This is a genomic window from Pseudomonas sp. 8(2025) (genome assembly GCF_052665325.1).
This window is the reverse complement of the sequence record NZ_JBQOIE010000006.1, coordinates 60293-74351: the sequence shown is the minus strand read 5'-3', so window position 1 is coordinate 74351 and position 14059 is coordinate 60293. Positions and strand designations below refer to the sequence as shown.

The 14059-nt window shown below is 64.5% G+C and carries 16 protein-coding genes; 11 read left to right on the top strand and 5 right to left on the bottom strand.

Annotated elements, in window-relative coordinates:
- Positions 1 to 55: 55 nt before the first annotated feature.
- A complete protein-coding gene (locus ACUXVH_RS13650) occupies positions 56 to 511 on the bottom strand; it encodes an RDD family protein (protein ID WP_065363245.1) in 456 nt (151 codons plus the stop codon).
- Positions 512 to 695: 184 nt separating this feature from the next.
- Here ACUXVH_RS13650 and ACUXVH_RS13645 point away from each other — a divergent pair, with 184 nt between their 5' ends.
- Positions 696 to 1448 carry an outer membrane beta-barrel protein gene (locus ACUXVH_RS13645; protein WP_011062152.1) on the top strand — a complete coding sequence of 251 codons (753 nt, stop codon included), beginning with the start codon at positions 696 to 698 and terminating at the stop codon, positions 1446 to 1448.
- A gap of 72 nt (positions 1449 to 1520) precedes the next feature.
- Here the strand turns inward: ACUXVH_RS13645 and ACUXVH_RS13640 are convergent, their stop codons facing one another.
- Positions 1521 to 2429 (bottom strand): LysR family transcriptional regulator, encoded by a 909-nt coding sequence (locus tag ACUXVH_RS13640; protein ID WP_401017564.1) that lies wholly within the window; start codon positions 2427 to 2429, stop codon positions 1521 to 1523.
- 125 nt (positions 2430 to 2554) lie between these two features.
- Between ACUXVH_RS13640 and ACUXVH_RS13635 the strand changes: the two genes are divergently transcribed.
- The 8 genes from ACUXVH_RS13635 to ACUXVH_RS13600 all read left to right on the top strand — a co-directional run bounded on the left by ACUXVH_RS13635 (position 2555) and on the right by ACUXVH_RS13600 (position 10199).
- Entirely contained in the window at positions 2555 to 3703 is a 1149-nt protein-coding gene (locus ACUXVH_RS13635; RefSeq protein WP_176707086.1) for a muconate cycloisomerase family protein, read from the top strand.
- 10 nt (positions 3704 to 3713) lie between these two features.
- Positions 3714 to 4004 carry a muconolactone Delta-isomerase gene (catC, locus tag ACUXVH_RS13630; RefSeq protein ID WP_011062149.1) on the top strand — a complete coding sequence of 97 codons (291 nt, stop codon included), beginning with the start codon at positions 3714 to 3716 and terminating at the stop codon, positions 4002 to 4004.
- Positions 4005 to 4055: 51 nt separating this feature from the next.
- A complete protein-coding gene (catA, locus tag ACUXVH_RS13625; protein WP_011062148.1) occupies positions 4056 to 4985 on the top strand; it encodes a catechol 1,2-dioxygenase in 930 nt (309 codons plus the stop codon).
- 136 nt (positions 4986 to 5121) lie between these two features.
- Positions 5122 to 6078: an AraC family transcriptional regulator gene (locus ACUXVH_RS13620; RefSeq protein WP_065363248.1), complete on the top strand. Its 957-nt coding sequence runs from the start codon at positions 5122 to 5124 to the stop codon at positions 6076 to 6078.
- Positions 6079 to 6299: 221 nt separating this feature from the next.
- Positions 6300 to 7664 (top strand): benzoate 1,2-dioxygenase large subunit, encoded by a 1365-nt coding sequence (gene benA / locus ACUXVH_RS13615; RefSeq protein ID WP_065363249.1) that lies wholly within the window; start codon positions 6300 to 6302, stop codon positions 7662 to 7664.
- Complete coding sequence (gene benB / locus ACUXVH_RS13610) at positions 7661 to 8149, top strand: benzoate 1,2-dioxygenase small subunit (protein ID WP_011062145.1); 489 nt, start codon at positions 7661 to 7663, stop codon at positions 8147 to 8149. The genes benA and benB overlap by 4 nt, the downstream gene beginning before the upstream one ends.
- A gap of 10 nt (positions 8150 to 8159) precedes the next feature.
- Positions 8160 to 9173: a benzoate 1,2-dioxygenase electron transfer component BenC gene (benC, locus tag ACUXVH_RS13605; RefSeq protein ID WP_065363250.1), complete on the top strand. Its 1014-nt coding sequence runs from the start codon at positions 8160 to 8162 to the stop codon at positions 9171 to 9173.
- Positions 9174 to 9425: 252 nt separating this feature from the next.
- Positions 9426 to 10199 (top strand): 1,6-dihydroxycyclohexa-2,4-diene-1-carboxylate dehydrogenase, encoded by a 774-nt coding sequence (locus ACUXVH_RS13600; RefSeq protein WP_065363251.1) that lies wholly within the window; start codon positions 9426 to 9428, stop codon positions 10197 to 10199.
- A 75-nt stretch (positions 10200 to 10274) separates the two neighbouring features.
- Here ACUXVH_RS13600 and ACUXVH_RS13595 read toward each other — a convergent pair whose 3' ends face one another.
- The 3 genes from ACUXVH_RS13595 to ACUXVH_RS13585 all read right to left on the bottom strand — a co-directional run bounded on the left by ACUXVH_RS13595 (position 10275) and on the right by ACUXVH_RS13585 (position 13050).
- A complete protein-coding gene (locus ACUXVH_RS13595; RefSeq protein ID WP_065363252.1) occupies positions 10275 to 10817 on the bottom strand; it encodes a hypothetical protein in 543 nt (180 codons plus the stop codon).
- A gap of 191 nt (positions 10818 to 11008) precedes the next feature.
- Positions 11009 to 12391, bottom strand: a complete 1383-nt coding sequence (locus ACUXVH_RS13590; RefSeq protein ID WP_065363253.1) for an ATP-binding protein — start codon at positions 12389 to 12391, stop codon at positions 11009 to 11011.
- Positions 12388 to 13050, bottom strand: a complete 663-nt coding sequence (locus ACUXVH_RS13585; RefSeq protein ID WP_019092959.1) for a response regulator — start codon at positions 13048 to 13050, stop codon at positions 12388 to 12390. The genes ACUXVH_RS13590 and ACUXVH_RS13585 overlap by 4 nt, the downstream gene beginning before the upstream one ends.
- A gap of 170 nt (positions 13051 to 13220) precedes the next feature.
- Between ACUXVH_RS13585 and ACUXVH_RS13580 the strand changes: the two genes are divergently transcribed.
- Entirely contained in the window at positions 13221 to 13487 is a 267-nt protein-coding gene (locus ACUXVH_RS13580) for a PepSY domain-containing protein (protein ID WP_065363254.1), read from the top strand.
- On the top strand, positions 13487 to 14032 hold the full coding sequence (locus ACUXVH_RS13575) for a cytochrome b/b6 domain-containing protein (protein ID WP_065363255.1): 546 nt from the start codon (positions 13487 to 13489) through the stop codon (positions 14030 to 14032). Before ACUXVH_RS13580 ends, ACUXVH_RS13575 begins: the two co-directional genes overlap by 1 nt.
- Positions 14033 to 14059 lie beyond the last annotated feature (27 nt).

Here is a 14059-nt window from a genome sequence, read left to right as displayed (position 1 = left end):
TCCCGGAAAAAGCGCCACGCCAGGGCGCAAGACTGAATGGGTTACGGCCGGATGCTCAAGGCAGGTTCGGCTGAGCGGTCATCAAGCCACGCAGCCGCGCCAGATCCTTGCACGGGATGACATAGGTGCGCGCCAGCCGGTCGCCGATGCGCTGGCCGCGGCTTGATTCGCAGCAGATCAGCAGGGTCACCGGGCTGATGGCCGCTTCGAAGGGGCGGGTCGCCGAGCGGATCAATACCTGCAACAGCGAGGGGGGCTGGCCGATGCCATTGATCACTTGCAGGCCGCAAAGGGCCTTGCCGGCGGTGTAGCCACGCCACAGGTATTCGTTGAGGGGAAAATACAGGCACCAGGTGGCCAGCAGGCACCAGGTGGAGAATTGCTCCATATCCGGGTATTGGAGGCGTTCGGCCAGTCGGCACAGGACAAACCACAGCAGCAGTGCCAGCAGGCAGTCGACCAGATAAGCCAGAATGCGCCGGATGATCAGGCCGGCTCTCGATACTTCCATGCACTGCCCCAAAGACTACGCCCTGTATTGAGCGCCCTATTGTAAGGCCTAAAGCCCCTGCGGGGGCGAGGCTTCACAGGGATGTGAAAAAAACGTGAAAAATAATTAGAACCTTTTGCTTTCGACTTCCCTCGAAAAGGCTCCTGCAGCATTTGCCTTATTCAAACAGGGAGATCTACACACGATGTCAAAGGTATTCGCAACCCTTCTGGCCAGCACCTCTGCAGCCACCTTGCTGGCCCTTTCCAGCAGCGCCATGGCCGCCCCGGCCACCGGGCCGATTTCCACCCTGGGTATCCTCGGTAGCTACAACGACTTCAAGCTCGAAGGCGGTAGTGAAAGCGACAAGGAGCACCTGGGTGAAGGGGGTGTGTTCTACAACTTCGGCAACAAGATGACCGCCGAATCGGGCCTGATCTACCAGGCTGGGGTCGAGGCCAAGTTCGGCAAGAAGCACGACAACAAGCTCAAGGAAGGCCAGGCCGACCTCGACCTGGGCTGGCGCGCGGCTCTGGACGCACGCAACTTTGTCGATGTGCTGGTGGGGGGTGGCTACACCTGGACCCGCTACGAGCCGGACACCGGCGACTACGACATGAAGCTCACCAACAAGTCGCCCTTCGCCAAGGCCGCCCTGGGCTACAACCACCAGTTCGACGACCTGACCATGCGCGTCGAGCTGGGTGCGCGCCACACCATCAACGGCAAGGCGCGGCTCAAGGTGGATGACGTCGGCAGCGACACCGTGGACCTCAAGGACCGCACCAACCCTTACGCCGAGGTGAATTTCTTGATGAACCAGAACGGCTCGCTGCCGGTCATGGCCGGGGTCTATTACACCCGCACCGAGTACAAGCTGGACGAAGATACGCCTGTGGCTGACAACACCAAGCTCAAGCGTAACGAGTATGGCTTCAAGGTTGGCCTGACCTTCTAAGGGCTGCCGCCCGTTCCAAGCTGCAAGAGAGCCGCCGGTGCCCGTCTTTCGATGGGGCCGGCGGTTGTGCTTTCAGCTGACGATGGGGTGTTCGCGGCCGATCTCGCTGCGCAACTGGGCGATCAGGTGCAGGCAGTGGGTGAGGCCCGGCGAGGGCTCGCCGATGCGGCGGCTGAGGATGATCGGCGAGGTGGCCTCGGACTCCAGTAGCGGGCAGAAGCCGATGTCGTCACGGTGCAGCACCTGCACCGAGGCCGGTACCAGGGTAATGCCGATGCCGGCGCCCACCAGGCCGATGGCGGTCTGCAGTTCATTGGTCCACTGGGCGATCTTCAGGTTCAGGCCGCGGGCGTTGAACAGCGCGATCACATGGTCGGCGTAGCTCGGGCGCGGGTTGGCCGGGTACAGCACGAAAGGCTCCTCCGCCAGTTGCGCCAGGCTTACCGGTTGCCCCAGCAGCGGGTGGCCGGCGGGCAGGGCGACCACCAGGCGGTCTTCGGTCAGCACCTTCTGCACGATGGCCGGGTCGTCGATATGGATACGCCCGAAGCCGATATCGATGCGCCCGGCCTTCAAGGCTTCCACCTGCTGCAGGGTAGTCATCTCCGACAGGCCCAGTTCCAGTTCCAGGGTGCCGTTGCTGCGCAGGCGGCGGATCAGTTGCGGCAGCACGCCGTACAGGGTCGAGGGGGCAAAGCCGATGCCCAGCCAGGTCTTGTGCCCCAGGCCGATGCGCCGGGTGTTGTCGCAGACCTTGCCCAACTGCTCCAGTACCCGGTTGGAATGCTCGTAGAAAAACCGCCCGGCGGCGGTCAGGCGCAGCGGTCGGCCACGCTCCAGCAGCAGCACCCCCAACTCGTCTTCCAGTTGCTGGATCTGCCGGCTCAACGGCGGCTGGGCGATGTGCAGGCGCTCGGCGGCGCGGGTGAAATTGAGGGTTTCCCCCAGCACCTGGAAATAGCGCAGATGACGCAGTTCCATGACAGCTCCCCAGTGGTGAAGTGCATACCTTAAAGGTATCAAGCCAGACCAATTCTATATTGGAACCCCGGAAAAAGCCGGGACAGAATCGCTGGCAGAACTTCAAGAACCTGATGGGTATGGAAATGCACGCTTCTGCCATTGAATCGATCGAGACGATCATCGTCGATCTGCCGACCATCCGCCCCCACAAGCTGGCCATGCACACCATGCAGAACCAGACCCTGGTGCTGATCCGCCTGCGCTGCGCCGACGGCATCGAAGGCCTGGGGGAATCCACCACCATCGGTGGCCTGGCCTATGGCAATGAAAGCCCGGATAGCATCAAGACCAATATCGACCGTTTCGTCGCGCCGCTGCTGATCGGCCAGGACGCCAGCAACATCAACGCCGCCATGCTGCGCCTGGAGCAGAGCATCCGCGGCAACACCTTCGCCAAATCCGGTATCGAAAGCGCCTTGCTCGACGCCCAGGGCAAGCGCCTCGGGCTGCCGGTCAGCGAACTGCTGGGCGGCCGGGTGCGCGATGCGTTGCCGGTGGCCTGGACCCTGGCCAGCGGCGACACCGCCAAGGACATCGCCGAAGCGCAGAAGATGCTCGACCTGCGCCGCCACCGCATCTTCAAGCTGAAGATCGGCGCCGGTGAAGTGGACCGCGACCTGGCCCACGTGATCGCCATCAAGAAGGCCCTGGGCGACAGCGCCAGCGTGCGGGTCGACGTCAACCAGGCCTGGGACGAAGCCGTGGCCCTGCGCGCCTGCCGCATCCTCGGCGGCAATGGCATCGACCTGATCGAACAACCGATTTCGCGCAACAACCGCGCCGGCATGGTGCGCCTGAATGCCAGCAGCCCGGCGCCGATCATGGCCGACGAATCCATCGAGTGCGTGGAAGACGCCTTCAACCTGGCCCGGGAAGGGGCGGCTTCGGTGTTCGCCCTGAAGATCGCCAAGAACGGCGGTCCTCGCGCCACCCTGCGCACCGCGGCGATTGCCGAGGCGGCGGGCATCGGCCTGTACGGCGGCACCATGCTCGAGGGCGGCATCGGCACCCTGGCCTCGGCCCACGCCTTCCTGACCCTGAACAAACTGCGCTGGGACACCGAACTGTTCGGCCCGCTGCTGCTGACCGAGGACATCCTCGCCGAGCCGCCGGTGTACCGGGATTTCCACCTGCATGTCTCAAAGGCACCGGGCCTTGGCCTGAGCCTGGACGAAGAGCGCCTGGCGTTCTTCCGTCGCGACAAAACCACCCCCGTGCTGCATCACACCTGAGGAGGGCTGCATGCTATTCCACGTGAAAATGACCGTGAACCTGCCGGTCGACATGAACCCCGAGCGCGCCGCGCAGCTGAAAGCCGACGAAAAGGCCCTGGCCCAACGCCTGCAGGCCGAAGGCAAGTGGCGCCACCTGTGGCGCATCGCCGGGCTGTACGCCAACTACAGCGTGTTCGACGTCGACAGCGTGCAGGAATTGCACGACACCCTGATGCAATTGCCGCTGTACCCCTACATGGCCATCGAAGTTGATGCGATGTGCAGGCATCCTTCTTCCATTCATGAGGATGACCGCTGAGCCCGTGCCAGCCCGTTCACCACTCTAATAAATACAAGATGAGGATTAATCATGAACGTCAGAATTTCCCACACTGCCAGCGCCCAGCAGTTTCTTGAAGAAGCCAGCGGCCAGTTCACCGAGGGCGGCAACCCCCGGGCCAAGGCCATCATCTACCGCATCCTGCGGGATTCGGTGAACATCATCGAAGACCTGGAGATCACCCCGGAAGAGTTCTGGAAGGCCGTCAATTACCTCAACGTTCTCGGCGCCCGCCAGGAAGCCGGGCTACTGGCCGCGGGCCTGGGCCTGGAGCATTACCTGGACCTGCTGATGGACGCCGCCGACGAACAGGTGGGCAAAACCGGCGGCACCCCGCGCACCATCGAAGGCCCGCTGTACGTGGCCGGTGCACCGCTGAGCCAGGGCGAAGCGCGCCTGGACGACGGCGTCGACCCGGGGGTGGTGCTGTTCATGCAGGGGCAGGTTCGCAACACCGCCGGCGAGCCACTGGCCGGGGCCATCGTCGATGTCTGGCACGCCAACACCGGCGGCACCTATTCCTACTTCGACGGCAGCCAGTCGGAGTTCAACCTGCGCCGGCGCATCGTCACCGACGCCGAGGGCCGCTACCGCTTTCGCAGCATCGTGCCGTCCGGCTACGGTTGCCCGCCGGATGGCCCGACCCAGCAACTGCTGGACCAACTGGGCCGCCATGGCCAGCGCCCGGCGCACATCCACTTCTTCATCTCCGCCGATGACCATCGCCACCTGACCACCCAGATCAACCTGGATGGCGACCAGTACCTGCACGACGATTTTGCCTACGCCACTCGCGACGAGCTGATCGCCCAGATCACCTTCAGCGAAGACCAGGCTCGGGCCAAGGCCCTGGGGGTCAGCGGGCGCTTTGCCGAGATCGAGTTCGACTTCACCCTGCAGTCTTCGGCCCAGCCGCAAGAGCAGCAGCGCCACGAGCGGGTCCGCGCCCTGGAGGACTGAACCGCCGACCGTGCCTGGCCCGGCCACGGAGCACCGACCCAGGTGCCCGTGGCTTTTGCCGTTATGCCGGGCCTGACGAGACTGCGCTGCGTGCCTGAAGCGCAGACCCAATAAGAACCATCAGAGTGACCCGATCATGCAGATGCATCTGTTGAGTGAGCGCAGCAGCGTGTTTGTTCAAGCCGATCCCTATGCCGTATCCGGTTACGTCAACCAGCACGTGGGCAGCCACTGCATCCGCCTGCCCCGGGCCGGCCATCCCCAGGCCAGCCTGCAGCACCGGGCACTGGCCAGCCTGGATTTGTGCAGCATCAGCTACGGCGCCAGCGTGCGCGTCACCTCGCCGGCCCTGGAAAGCATCTACCACTTGCAAGTACTGCTGCGGGGCCACTGCCGGTGGCGTGGCCCGGGCCAGGAGCACTACTTCGCCCCGGGGGAGCTGCTGCTGATCAACCCCGACGACCCGGTGGACCTGACCTATTCCGACGACTGCGAAAAATTCATCATCAAGATTCCCACCCACCTGGTGGAAAACACCTGCCAGGAACAGCGCTGGCAGTACCCGGGGCAGGGCGTGCGCTTTCTGCGCCAGCGCTACCAACTGCAGGAACTGGAAGGCTTCGTGCCCTTGCTGAGCCTGCTGTGCCAGGAAGCCGAAGCCCTGGAAAGCATGCCCAAGGTTCAGGAGCACTACGCCCACATCCTGGTGGGCAAACTGCTGGGGCTGATGCAGACCAACGTACAGCGCGGTGCCCTGGGCGCCTCGGCGGCGACCTTCGAACGGATTGCCGACTACATCGAACGCAACCTCAAGCACGACATCGGCTGCGAAGAACTGGCGCAACAGGCGCGCATGAGCCTGCGCTCGCTGTACGCGCTGTTCGAACGCAACGCCCGCACCACGCCTAAGAACTACATCCGCCAGCAGAAACTGCAACGGGTGCACGCCTGCCTCAGCGACCCGCACAGCCCGGTGCGCAACGTCACCGAACTGGCCCTGGATTTCGGCTTCCTGCACCTTGGGCGTTTTGCCCAAAGCTACCGCCAGCAATACGGCGAACTGCCTTCCGACACCCTCAAGCGCCGGCACTGATCCTCAGGCATCGGCCTCTTGTAGGAGCTGGCTTGCCAGCGAAGAGGCCTGCAGGCTCAGCACCCCATCCAAGGGCCTTTTCGCCGGCAAGCCGGCTCCTACACAGGCCACGTCGGCGCTTTTGCAGAAAACGGATACAGGTCTGCACGCATTGGCTATTGCCCGTTCCAAGCCCGCCCTAGCATGGCCCTGCCTGAATAAAAACAATGGAGGCGGCGGCCATGTCCCTGCGACCCGAATACCTGCATTCCCTGCTTGAAGAAGACCCCGATCAGGGCGTCTACCGCTGCAAGCGGGAGATGTTCACCGACCCCCGGCTGTTCGACCTGGAGATGCAGCACATCTTTGAAGGCAACTGGCTGTACCTGGCCCATGAAAGCCAGATCCCCAACCCCAACGACTACTACAGCACCACCATGGGCCGGCAGCCGGTGTTCATCGCGCGCAACAAGAACGGCGAGCTCAATGCCTTCATCAACGCCTGCAGCCATCGCGGCGCCATGCTCTGCCGGCACAAGACCGGCAACAAGGCCTCCTTCACCTGCCCGTTCCACGGCTGGACCTTCAACAACACCGGCAAGCTGCTCAAGGTCAAGGACCCGGCCGCCGCCGGCTACCCGGCCAGCTTCAACTGCGAAGGCTCCCACGACCTGACCCGCGTCGCGCGTTTTGAGTCCTACCGTGGCTTCCTGTTCGGCAGCCTCAACCCCGACGTGCTGCCCCTGGTGGAGCACCTGGGGGAGTCGGCGAAGATCATCGACATGATCGTCGACCAGTCCGCCGACGGCCTGGAAGTGCTGCGCGGTTCTTCCAGCTACATCTACGAAGGCAACTGGAAGCTCACCGCCGAGAACGGCGCCGACGGCTACCACGTCAGCTCGGTGCACTGGAACTACGCCGCCACCCAGAACCAGCGCAAGCAGCGCGAGGCCGGGGAAGACATCCGCACCATGAGCGCCGGCACCTGGGCCAAGCAGGGCGGCGGTTTCTACTCGTTCGACAAGGGCCACATGCTGCTCTGGACCCGCTGGTCCAACCCCGAAGACCGCCCGCTCTACGAGCGCCGCGACGAACTGGCCCAGGACTTTGGCCAGGCCCGCGCCGACTGGATGATCGAGAACTCGCGCAACCTGTGCCTGTATCCGAACCTCTACCTGATGGACCAGTTCAGCTCGCAGATCCGCATTGCCCGGCCGATCTCCGTGGACCGTACCGAAATCACCATCTACTGCATCGCCCCCAAGGGCGAGAGCGACGAAGCCCGGGCCCGGCGCATCCGCCAGTACGAAGACTTCTTCAACGTCAGCGGCATGGCCACCCCCGACGACCTGGAGGAATTCCGCTCCTGCCAACTCGGCTACCAGGGCAGCACCCCGGCCTGGAACGACATGTCCCGCGGCGCCGAGCATTGGGTCCAGGGGGCGGACGACGCAGCGAAAGAAATCGACCTGCAACCGATCCTCAGCGGGGTGCGCACCGAGGACGAGGGCCTGTTCGTGATGCAGCACAAGTACTGGCAGCAAACCATGCTCGCGGCCCTGGAGCTTGAAGCCTCTCGCCGGATCGACGTGGAGGCCGTGCAATGACCATTTCCTACGATGCCGTGCGCGATTTCCTGTACCGCGAAGCCCGCTACCTGGACGACAAGGACTGGGACAGCTGGCTGGAACTCTACGCCCCGGACGCGACCTTCTGGATGCCCTCCTGGGACGACAGCGACCAGTTGACCGAAGACCCGCAGCGGGAAATCTCGCTGATCTGGTACGGCAACCGCAGCGGCCTGGAAGACCGGGTGTTCCGCATCAAGACCGAGCGCTCCAGCGCCAGCATTCCCGACACCCGCACCTCCCACAACCTGAGCAATATTGAGCTGCTGGAGCAGGGCGACGGCCAGTGCAAGCTGCGCTTCAACTGGCACACCCTGAGCTTTCGCTACAAGACCGTGGACAGCTACTTCGGCTGCAGCTTCTACACCCTCGACCTGCGGGGCGAAAACCCGCTGATCCTGGCCAAGAAAGTCATCCTGAAGAACGACTACGTTCGCCAGGTCGTCGATATCTACCACCTCTGAGGCGACTGCCATGAGCCATCAAATCGCACTCAATTTCGAAGACGGCGTGACCCGTTTCGTCAACGCCAACCCGGGCGAAACCGTGGCTGACGCCGCCTACCGCCAGGGCATCAATATTCCCCTGGACTGCCGCGACGGCGCCTGCGGCACCTGCAAGTGCCTGGCCGAGGCGGGGCGCTACGAGCTGGGGGAGGACTACATCGAGGACGCGCTGAGCGCCGACGAGGCCGAGCAGGGTTTTGTCCTCACCTGCCAGATGCGCGCCTTGAGCGACTGCGTGGTGCGGGTGCCGGCCTCGTCCCAGGTCTGCCGGGCCGGGCAGGCCACCTTCCAGGCCAGCATCAGCGCGGTGCGCCAGTTGTCCGACAGCACCATCGCCCTGTCGATCAAGGGCGAGGCCCTGAACCAGCTGGCGTTCCTGCCGGGGCAGTACGTCAACCTTGGCGTGCCTGGTAGCGAGCAGACCCGCGCCTATTCCTTCAGCTCCCTGCAGCGCGATGGCGAAGTCAGTTTCCTGATCCGCAATGTGCCCGGCGGCCTGATGAGCAGCTTCCTCACCAGTCTCGCCAAAGCCGGCGACAGCATGACCCTGGCCGGGCCCCTGGGCAGCTTCTACCTGCGGGACATCCGCCGGCCCTTGCTGTTGCTGGCCGGTGGCACCGGGCTGGCGCCGTTCACCGCCATGCTGGAGAAAATCGCCGAGCAGGGCAGCGAGCACCCGTTGCATCTGATCTACGGCGTGACCAACGATTTCGACCTGGTGGAACTGGAGCGCCTGGAAGACTTTGCCGCGCGTATCCCGCAGTTCAGCTTCAGCGCCTGCGTGGCCAACCCCGAGAGCCAGTACCCGCGCAAGGGCTACGTGACCCAGCACATCGAACCGGCGCACCTCAACCAGGGCGATGTGGATGTCTACCTGTGCGGGCCGCCGCCAATGGTGGAGGCGGTGAGCCAGTTCATCCGCGAACAGGGCATCGCCCCAACGAATTTCTACTACGAGAAATTTGCCGCCAGCGCCGCCTGAAGAGCGCCCCGCCGCTGTAGGAGCTGGCTTGCCAGCGAAGGCGTCCACAAGGGCGCTGCAAGGCTCAAGGGCTTCTTCGCCGGCAAGCCGGCTCCTACGGAATCCCACACGGCAAGCCATAGCGCTGTAGGAGCTGGCTTGCCAGCGAAGGCGTCCACAAGAGTGCTGCAAGGCTCAAGGGCCCCTTCGCCGGCAAGCCGGCTCCTACGTCGGGTGGTGTTCTCCCTATCTTTTTGCATTCACGAGGTTTCCATGAACCGTTTCCACAACCAAGTCGCCCTGGTCACCGGCGCCGCCCAGGGCATCGGCCGTCGCGTTGCCGAACGCCTGGCCGAAGAGGGCGCCCGCGTGGTGCTGGTGGACCGCTCCGAACTGGTCTTCGAACTGGCCGCCGAACTCAGCCCCCGCTACCCGGTCCTGGCCCTGACCGCCGACCTGGAGCAGTACAGCGAATGCAGCCGGATCATGGCGGCGGCCATCGCCCACTTCGGCCGCCTCGACATCCTCATCAACAACGTCGGCGGCACCATCTGGGCCAAGCCCTTCGAACACTACGAGACCGCGCAGATCGAAGCCGAAGTCCGTCGCTCATTGTTCCCCACCCTGTGGTGCTGCCACGCCGCCTTGCCGCAGATGCTGGAGCAGGGCAGCGGCGCCATCGTCAACGTCTCGTCCATCGCCACCCGCAGCCTCAACCGCGTGCCCTACGGCGCGGCCAAGGGCGGCATCAATGCACTCACTGCGTGCCTGGCCTTCGAAACCGCCGGCCGCGGCGTGCGGGTCAACGCCACCGCTCCCGGCGGCACCGAGGCACCGCCGCGGCGCATTCCGCGCAACAGCGCCGAGCCTAGTACCGAAGAGCAGGCCTGGTACCAGCAGATCGTCGACCAGACCCTGGATAGCAGCCTGATGCACCGCTACGGCAGCGTTGACGAGCAGGCAGCGGCGATCCTGTTCCTGGCCTCCGACGAAGCCTCCTACATCACCGGCACGGTGCTGCCGGTGGGCGGCGGCGATCAGGGCTGAACGAGGGGCGAATTGGACGCCCTTACCTGTGGCTGGCCACGGCGGTGCTTATGCAGCTGGCCAGCCCGAGGGCCTCTATGGCTGCGGTGGAATGGGGTAGGGCAAGGTGATCGGCGGTGCATCCTGCAGTTGCCGCGAAGACTGCGCCATCAGATAACCGATGATCTGCGCCGAGCTCAGCTCGATATGCAACATATCTTGATCGCCAAACCACTCGTTGGGCCAGAAGATCAGGTCCGAGGCATTGGCCTCGGGGAAGTTGGTTTCCAGCAGGTTCAGGGCGTAGTCCGTATCAGATTCCGTGCCCTCGCACTGGCAGATGAAATCCGCCAGGGCGCAGGCCTCGGCGAAGCTCAGGTCGTCAACGTAGCGCTCCTGATGAAAGGCCGTGCGCAGAAAGTTCGCCGCGCTGGTATGGCTGTGCATATCGCGAAATTCGTGGAACTCGAAAGGCCGGCCGGCGTGGCTGTTCCACTGCTGGATCAGTGCATTGATCTCGGGGCTTTCCCGTTCCTGGTTGTCCCAGATGCGGTCGAGGATCTGCTTCAGCAAGCCCTTCATCAGCGCACGTATTTTCGGCGTGGCGGGTGTTGGTTTCAGCCGTTCCGGCATGGCCATGGGTATCTCCCTGATTGTCAGTTCGTTTGTGGGAGCCGGCTTGCCGACGAAGGCGATCTTACGGACGCTTTCGCCGGCAAGCCGGCTCCTACGGGGGCGTGCTTGTGTAGGCGCTGGCTTGCCAGCGAATACGCCCGCAAGGCCGCCCCCATTCCCGAGCGGCGCACAGGATAGGCCCTTCGCGCCGCCGACTAAAGCGCCGGCCCCAGCAACAACAATGCACACAGCCCGCCCTCAGGCCGATTGCGCAACTCCAGGCGACCGCCGATCTTGCTGACGATCATCTGCACAATCGCCAGCCCCAGCCCGGCGCCATTGGCATTGCCCTGGCTGTAGAAGCGCTCCAGCAAACGCTCGCGCTGCTGCTCGTCGATACCCGGCCCCGCATCTTCCACACACAGGTGCATCGCGCCGTCCGCCTGGGGCCGCAGGCCGACCCGTACCTCGCTGCCCGCTGGGGCAAAGTTCAGGGCGTTGGTCACCAGGTTCTGCAGGGCGATGGCCAGGGCCACCGGGTCGGTAGCGATCAGGCAGCCTTCGTCGCCTTCCAGCACCAGTTCGACGTCTTTCTCCAGGGCCAGGGGCGTCAGTTCCGCCAGCTCTTCGCGCACCAGGGCGCTGAGGTCGATGCGGCTCAGGCGCGGGCTGTTCAGCTGCGGTTCGATGCGGGCCATGGTCAGCAACTGGCTGCCGATGCGGGTGGCCCGGTCGACGCCGCTCACTAGAAAATCCAGGGCTTCCCGGCGTTGCTCCGGGTTGCCGGCACTCTGGGCGTTCTGCGCATGAATCCGCAGGATCGCCAGGGGCGTGCGCAGTTCATGGGCGGCGTCGGCGATAAAGCGTCGCTCGCGCTCCAGCAGGCTGTCGATCTGGGCCAACAACTGGTTGAGGGCGGTCTGCATTGGCTCCAGGTCCTGGGGCAGGGGCTTGAGCCCGAGCGGCTGCAAGGTGTCGCTGCTGCGCCCGCGAATGGCCCGGGCCATGGCCCGCAGCGGCGCCAGGCCCCAGCCGATGGTCAGCCAGATCAGCAACGCCAGCAGCGGCACGCCGATCAGGGTCGGCCACAGGGTATGGCGCACGATGCGCTGGATCAGGTCCTGGCGGATGTCATCGCGCTCGCCGACCCAGATCAGCAAGCCCTGCTGCGGGTCGGCCAGAAGAAAGGCGCACCAGTCCTTGCCGTTTTCCAGGATGTCGTGGGCCCCCAGGGTGGTGGGCGGCGCCTCCAGCAGCGGGGCCTCGGCGGAGCGCATCAGCAACTGGCCGTCATCGCGCCACACCTGGAAGGTCAGGCGGGTTTCATAGGGGTGGGCGGCGCCGTCCACGCCGACCCGGCTCATGGCCTGGTCGAAGGCCTGGTGCAGGCGCTCCCAGTCCGCCGCGTCCGGCTTTTGGGCCGGGTCGCGCTGGCGCAGTACCCCTTGCAGAAGGCGCGCGCTCTGGGCCAGTTGGGCGTCGTAGACCTCTTCGACCTCATGGTGGCTGTCGCGCAGCACCAGCCAGCTGATCAGCAAATCCCCCAGCAGCACTAGGACCAGGACCGGCAGCATAATCCGCGTGCGCACCGAGCTCATGGCTTGAGCGCCAGCACGTAACCGACGCCGCGCACAGTGCGGATCAGCTCGCTGCAGAGCTTCTTGCGCAGGTTATGGATCAGCACTTCCAGAGTGTTGCTCTCGACCCGGTCCTGCCAGCCGTACAGCGCCCGGGACAGGCGCTCGCGGGTCACCACCTTGCCCGGGCGCACCATCAGCTGGTGCAGCAGCTGGTATTCCATGGGCGTCAGCACCACTTCGTTGTCTTGGTAATGCACCTGCTGGTTGGCCGGGTCGAGGCGGATGCCGGCGTGTTCCAGCAGCGGCTGGGCACGACCCTGGCTGCGGCGCAGCAGGGCGCGGACCCGGGCCTTGAATTCCTCGACATCGAAGGGCTTGACCAGGTAGTCGTCGGCCCCGGCATCCAGCCCGGCGATGCGTTCGGCGGTGCCGTCGCGAGCGGTGAGGATCAGCACCGGCAGGTCCTGCTGGGCGGCGCGCAATTGCTGCAGCAGTTCCAGGCCGTCGAGCCGCGGCAGGCCCAGGTCCAGCAGCAACAGGTCGAAGCTTTCGGTGCGCAGGGCGTGCAGGGCGCTGGCGCCGTCCTGCAGCCAGTCCAGGGTGTAGCCTTCGGCGCTCAGGGCCACGCGGATGCCCTGGCCGAGGGCACGATCATCTTCGACAAGCAGCAGGCGCATGGGCGGTTCTCGGTAGGGCGAGGGGGCAGGGAAGGGGCGCATGATGACGCCGGCCAGGGTCCGTCGGCAGGGGTTTTTAGCGGGGAAAATGTTACCGCGCGTTGCCAACTAAGCTTTCACTAAGCTTGGTTTTGCACAGTGGAATCTCCCCCATCACCGGAGCGTTTTCCATGCGCAAGATCCTCCTGCTGTCCCTGGTTCTCGCCAGCCCCCTGGCCCTCGCCGGCCCGCAATGCACCACCGCCGAACGTTCGCAATGGCAGGATCAGAAGGCCTTTCAGGAACAGCTCAAGGCCCAGGGCTACCAGATCAGCAAGTTCAAGGTCACCGACGGCAACTGCTACGAGATCTACGGCTTCGACAAGGACAAGCGCAAGGTCGAGATCTACCACGATCCGGTAACCGGCAAGGCGGTGAAGATCGAGATCAAAGGCTGATGCCGCACGCTTCCCTGCGGCTGTGGGACCCGCTGGTGCGACTGTTTCACCTGTCCATCGCCGGGGTCTTTATCGGCAACTACTTCTTCAATGAAGCCGGTGACGACTGGCACGTCTGGCTCGGCTACTACGCCATGGCCTGGCTGCTGTTGCGCACAGCCTGGGGATTTGTCGGGCCGCGCAGTGCGCGCTGGTCCGACTTCTGGCCGACCCGGGCCCGGCTGGCGCGGCACCTGCGCTCGCTGCTGGCCGGGCGCCCCGAGCATCGCCTGGGGCATTCGCCCCTCGGGGCTTTAGTGATGTTGCTGATGCTGCTGGCGCTGTTGCTGATCGGCATCAGCGGTTTTCTGATGGAAGAGGTCGATGCCCTGTGGGGCGCCGATTGGCCGCTGCAAGTGCATGAGACTAGCGCCGATGTGCTGCTGGGGCTGGTGCTGTTGCATGTGTGCGCGGCGATTTTTGAAAGCCTGCAGGTGCGCGACAACCTGCCGTTGTCGATGCTCACCGGCCGCCGTCGGCCCTTGCCGGACAGTGATCGGCACTAATGGTTTTTCCCTTGTTCCCACCCTGTA

What these genes read in the sequence shown, in the direction of transcription:
- ACUXVH_RS13590 (WP_065363253.1), bottom strand. Translation starts at nt 12,391, where the DNA reads ATGAGCTCGGTGCGCACGCGGATTATGCTGCCGGTCCTGGTCCTAGTG.
- benC (WP_065363250.1), top strand. Translation starts at nt 8,160, where the DNA reads ATGAGCCATCAAATCGCACTCAATTTCGAAGACGGCGTGACCCGTTTC.
- catC (WP_011062149.1), top strand. Translation starts at nt 3,714, where the DNA reads ATGCTATTCCACGTGAAAATGACCGTGAACCTGCCGGTCGACATGAAC.
- ACUXVH_RS13575 (WP_065363255.1), top strand. Translation starts at nt 13,487, where the DNA reads ATGCCGCACGCTTCCCTGCGGCTGTGGGACCCGCTGGTGCGACTGTTT.
- benA (WP_065363249.1), top strand. Translation starts at nt 6,300, where the DNA reads ATGTCCCTGCGACCCGAATACCTGCATTCCCTGCTTGAAGAAGACCCC.
- ACUXVH_RS13620 (WP_065363248.1), top strand. Translation starts at nt 5,122, where the DNA reads ATGCAGATGCATCTGTTGAGTGAGCGCAGCAGCGTGTTTGTTCAAGCC.
- ACUXVH_RS13650 (WP_065363245.1), bottom strand. Translation starts at nt 511, where the DNA reads ATGGAAGTATCGAGAGCCGGCCTGATCATCCGGCGCATTCTGGCTTAT.
- ACUXVH_RS13580 (WP_065363254.1), top strand. Translation starts at nt 13,221, where the DNA reads ATGCGCAAGATCCTCCTGCTGTCCCTGGTTCTCGCCAGCCCCCTGGCC.
- catA (WP_011062148.1), top strand. Translation starts at nt 4,056, where the DNA reads ATGAACGTCAGAATTTCCCACACTGCCAGCGCCCAGCAGTTTCTTGAA.
- ACUXVH_RS13595 (WP_065363252.1), bottom strand. Translation starts at nt 10,817, where the DNA reads ATGGCCATGCCGGAACGGCTGAAACCAACACCCGCCACGCCGAAAATA.
- ACUXVH_RS13585 (WP_019092959.1), bottom strand. Translation starts at nt 13,050, where the DNA reads ATGCGCCTGCTGCTTGTCGAAGATGATCGTGCCCTCGGCCAGGGCATC.
- ACUXVH_RS13635 (WP_176707086.1), top strand. Translation starts at nt 2,555, where the DNA reads ATGCACGCTTCTGCCATTGAATCGATCGAGACGATCATCGTCGATCTG.
- ACUXVH_RS13640 (WP_401017564.1), bottom strand. Translation starts at nt 2,429, where the DNA reads ATGGAACTGCGTCATCTGCGCTATTTCCAGGTGCTGGGGGAAACCCTC.
- ACUXVH_RS13600 (WP_065363251.1), top strand. Translation starts at nt 9,426, where the DNA reads ATGAACCGTTTCCACAACCAAGTCGCCCTGGTCACCGGCGCCGCCCAG.
- benB (WP_011062145.1), top strand. Translation starts at nt 7,661, where the DNA reads ATGACCATTTCCTACGATGCCGTGCGCGATTTCCTGTACCGCGAAGCC.
- ACUXVH_RS13645 (WP_011062152.1), top strand. Translation starts at nt 696, where the DNA reads ATGTCAAAGGTATTCGCAACCCTTCTGGCCAGCACCTCTGCAGCCACC.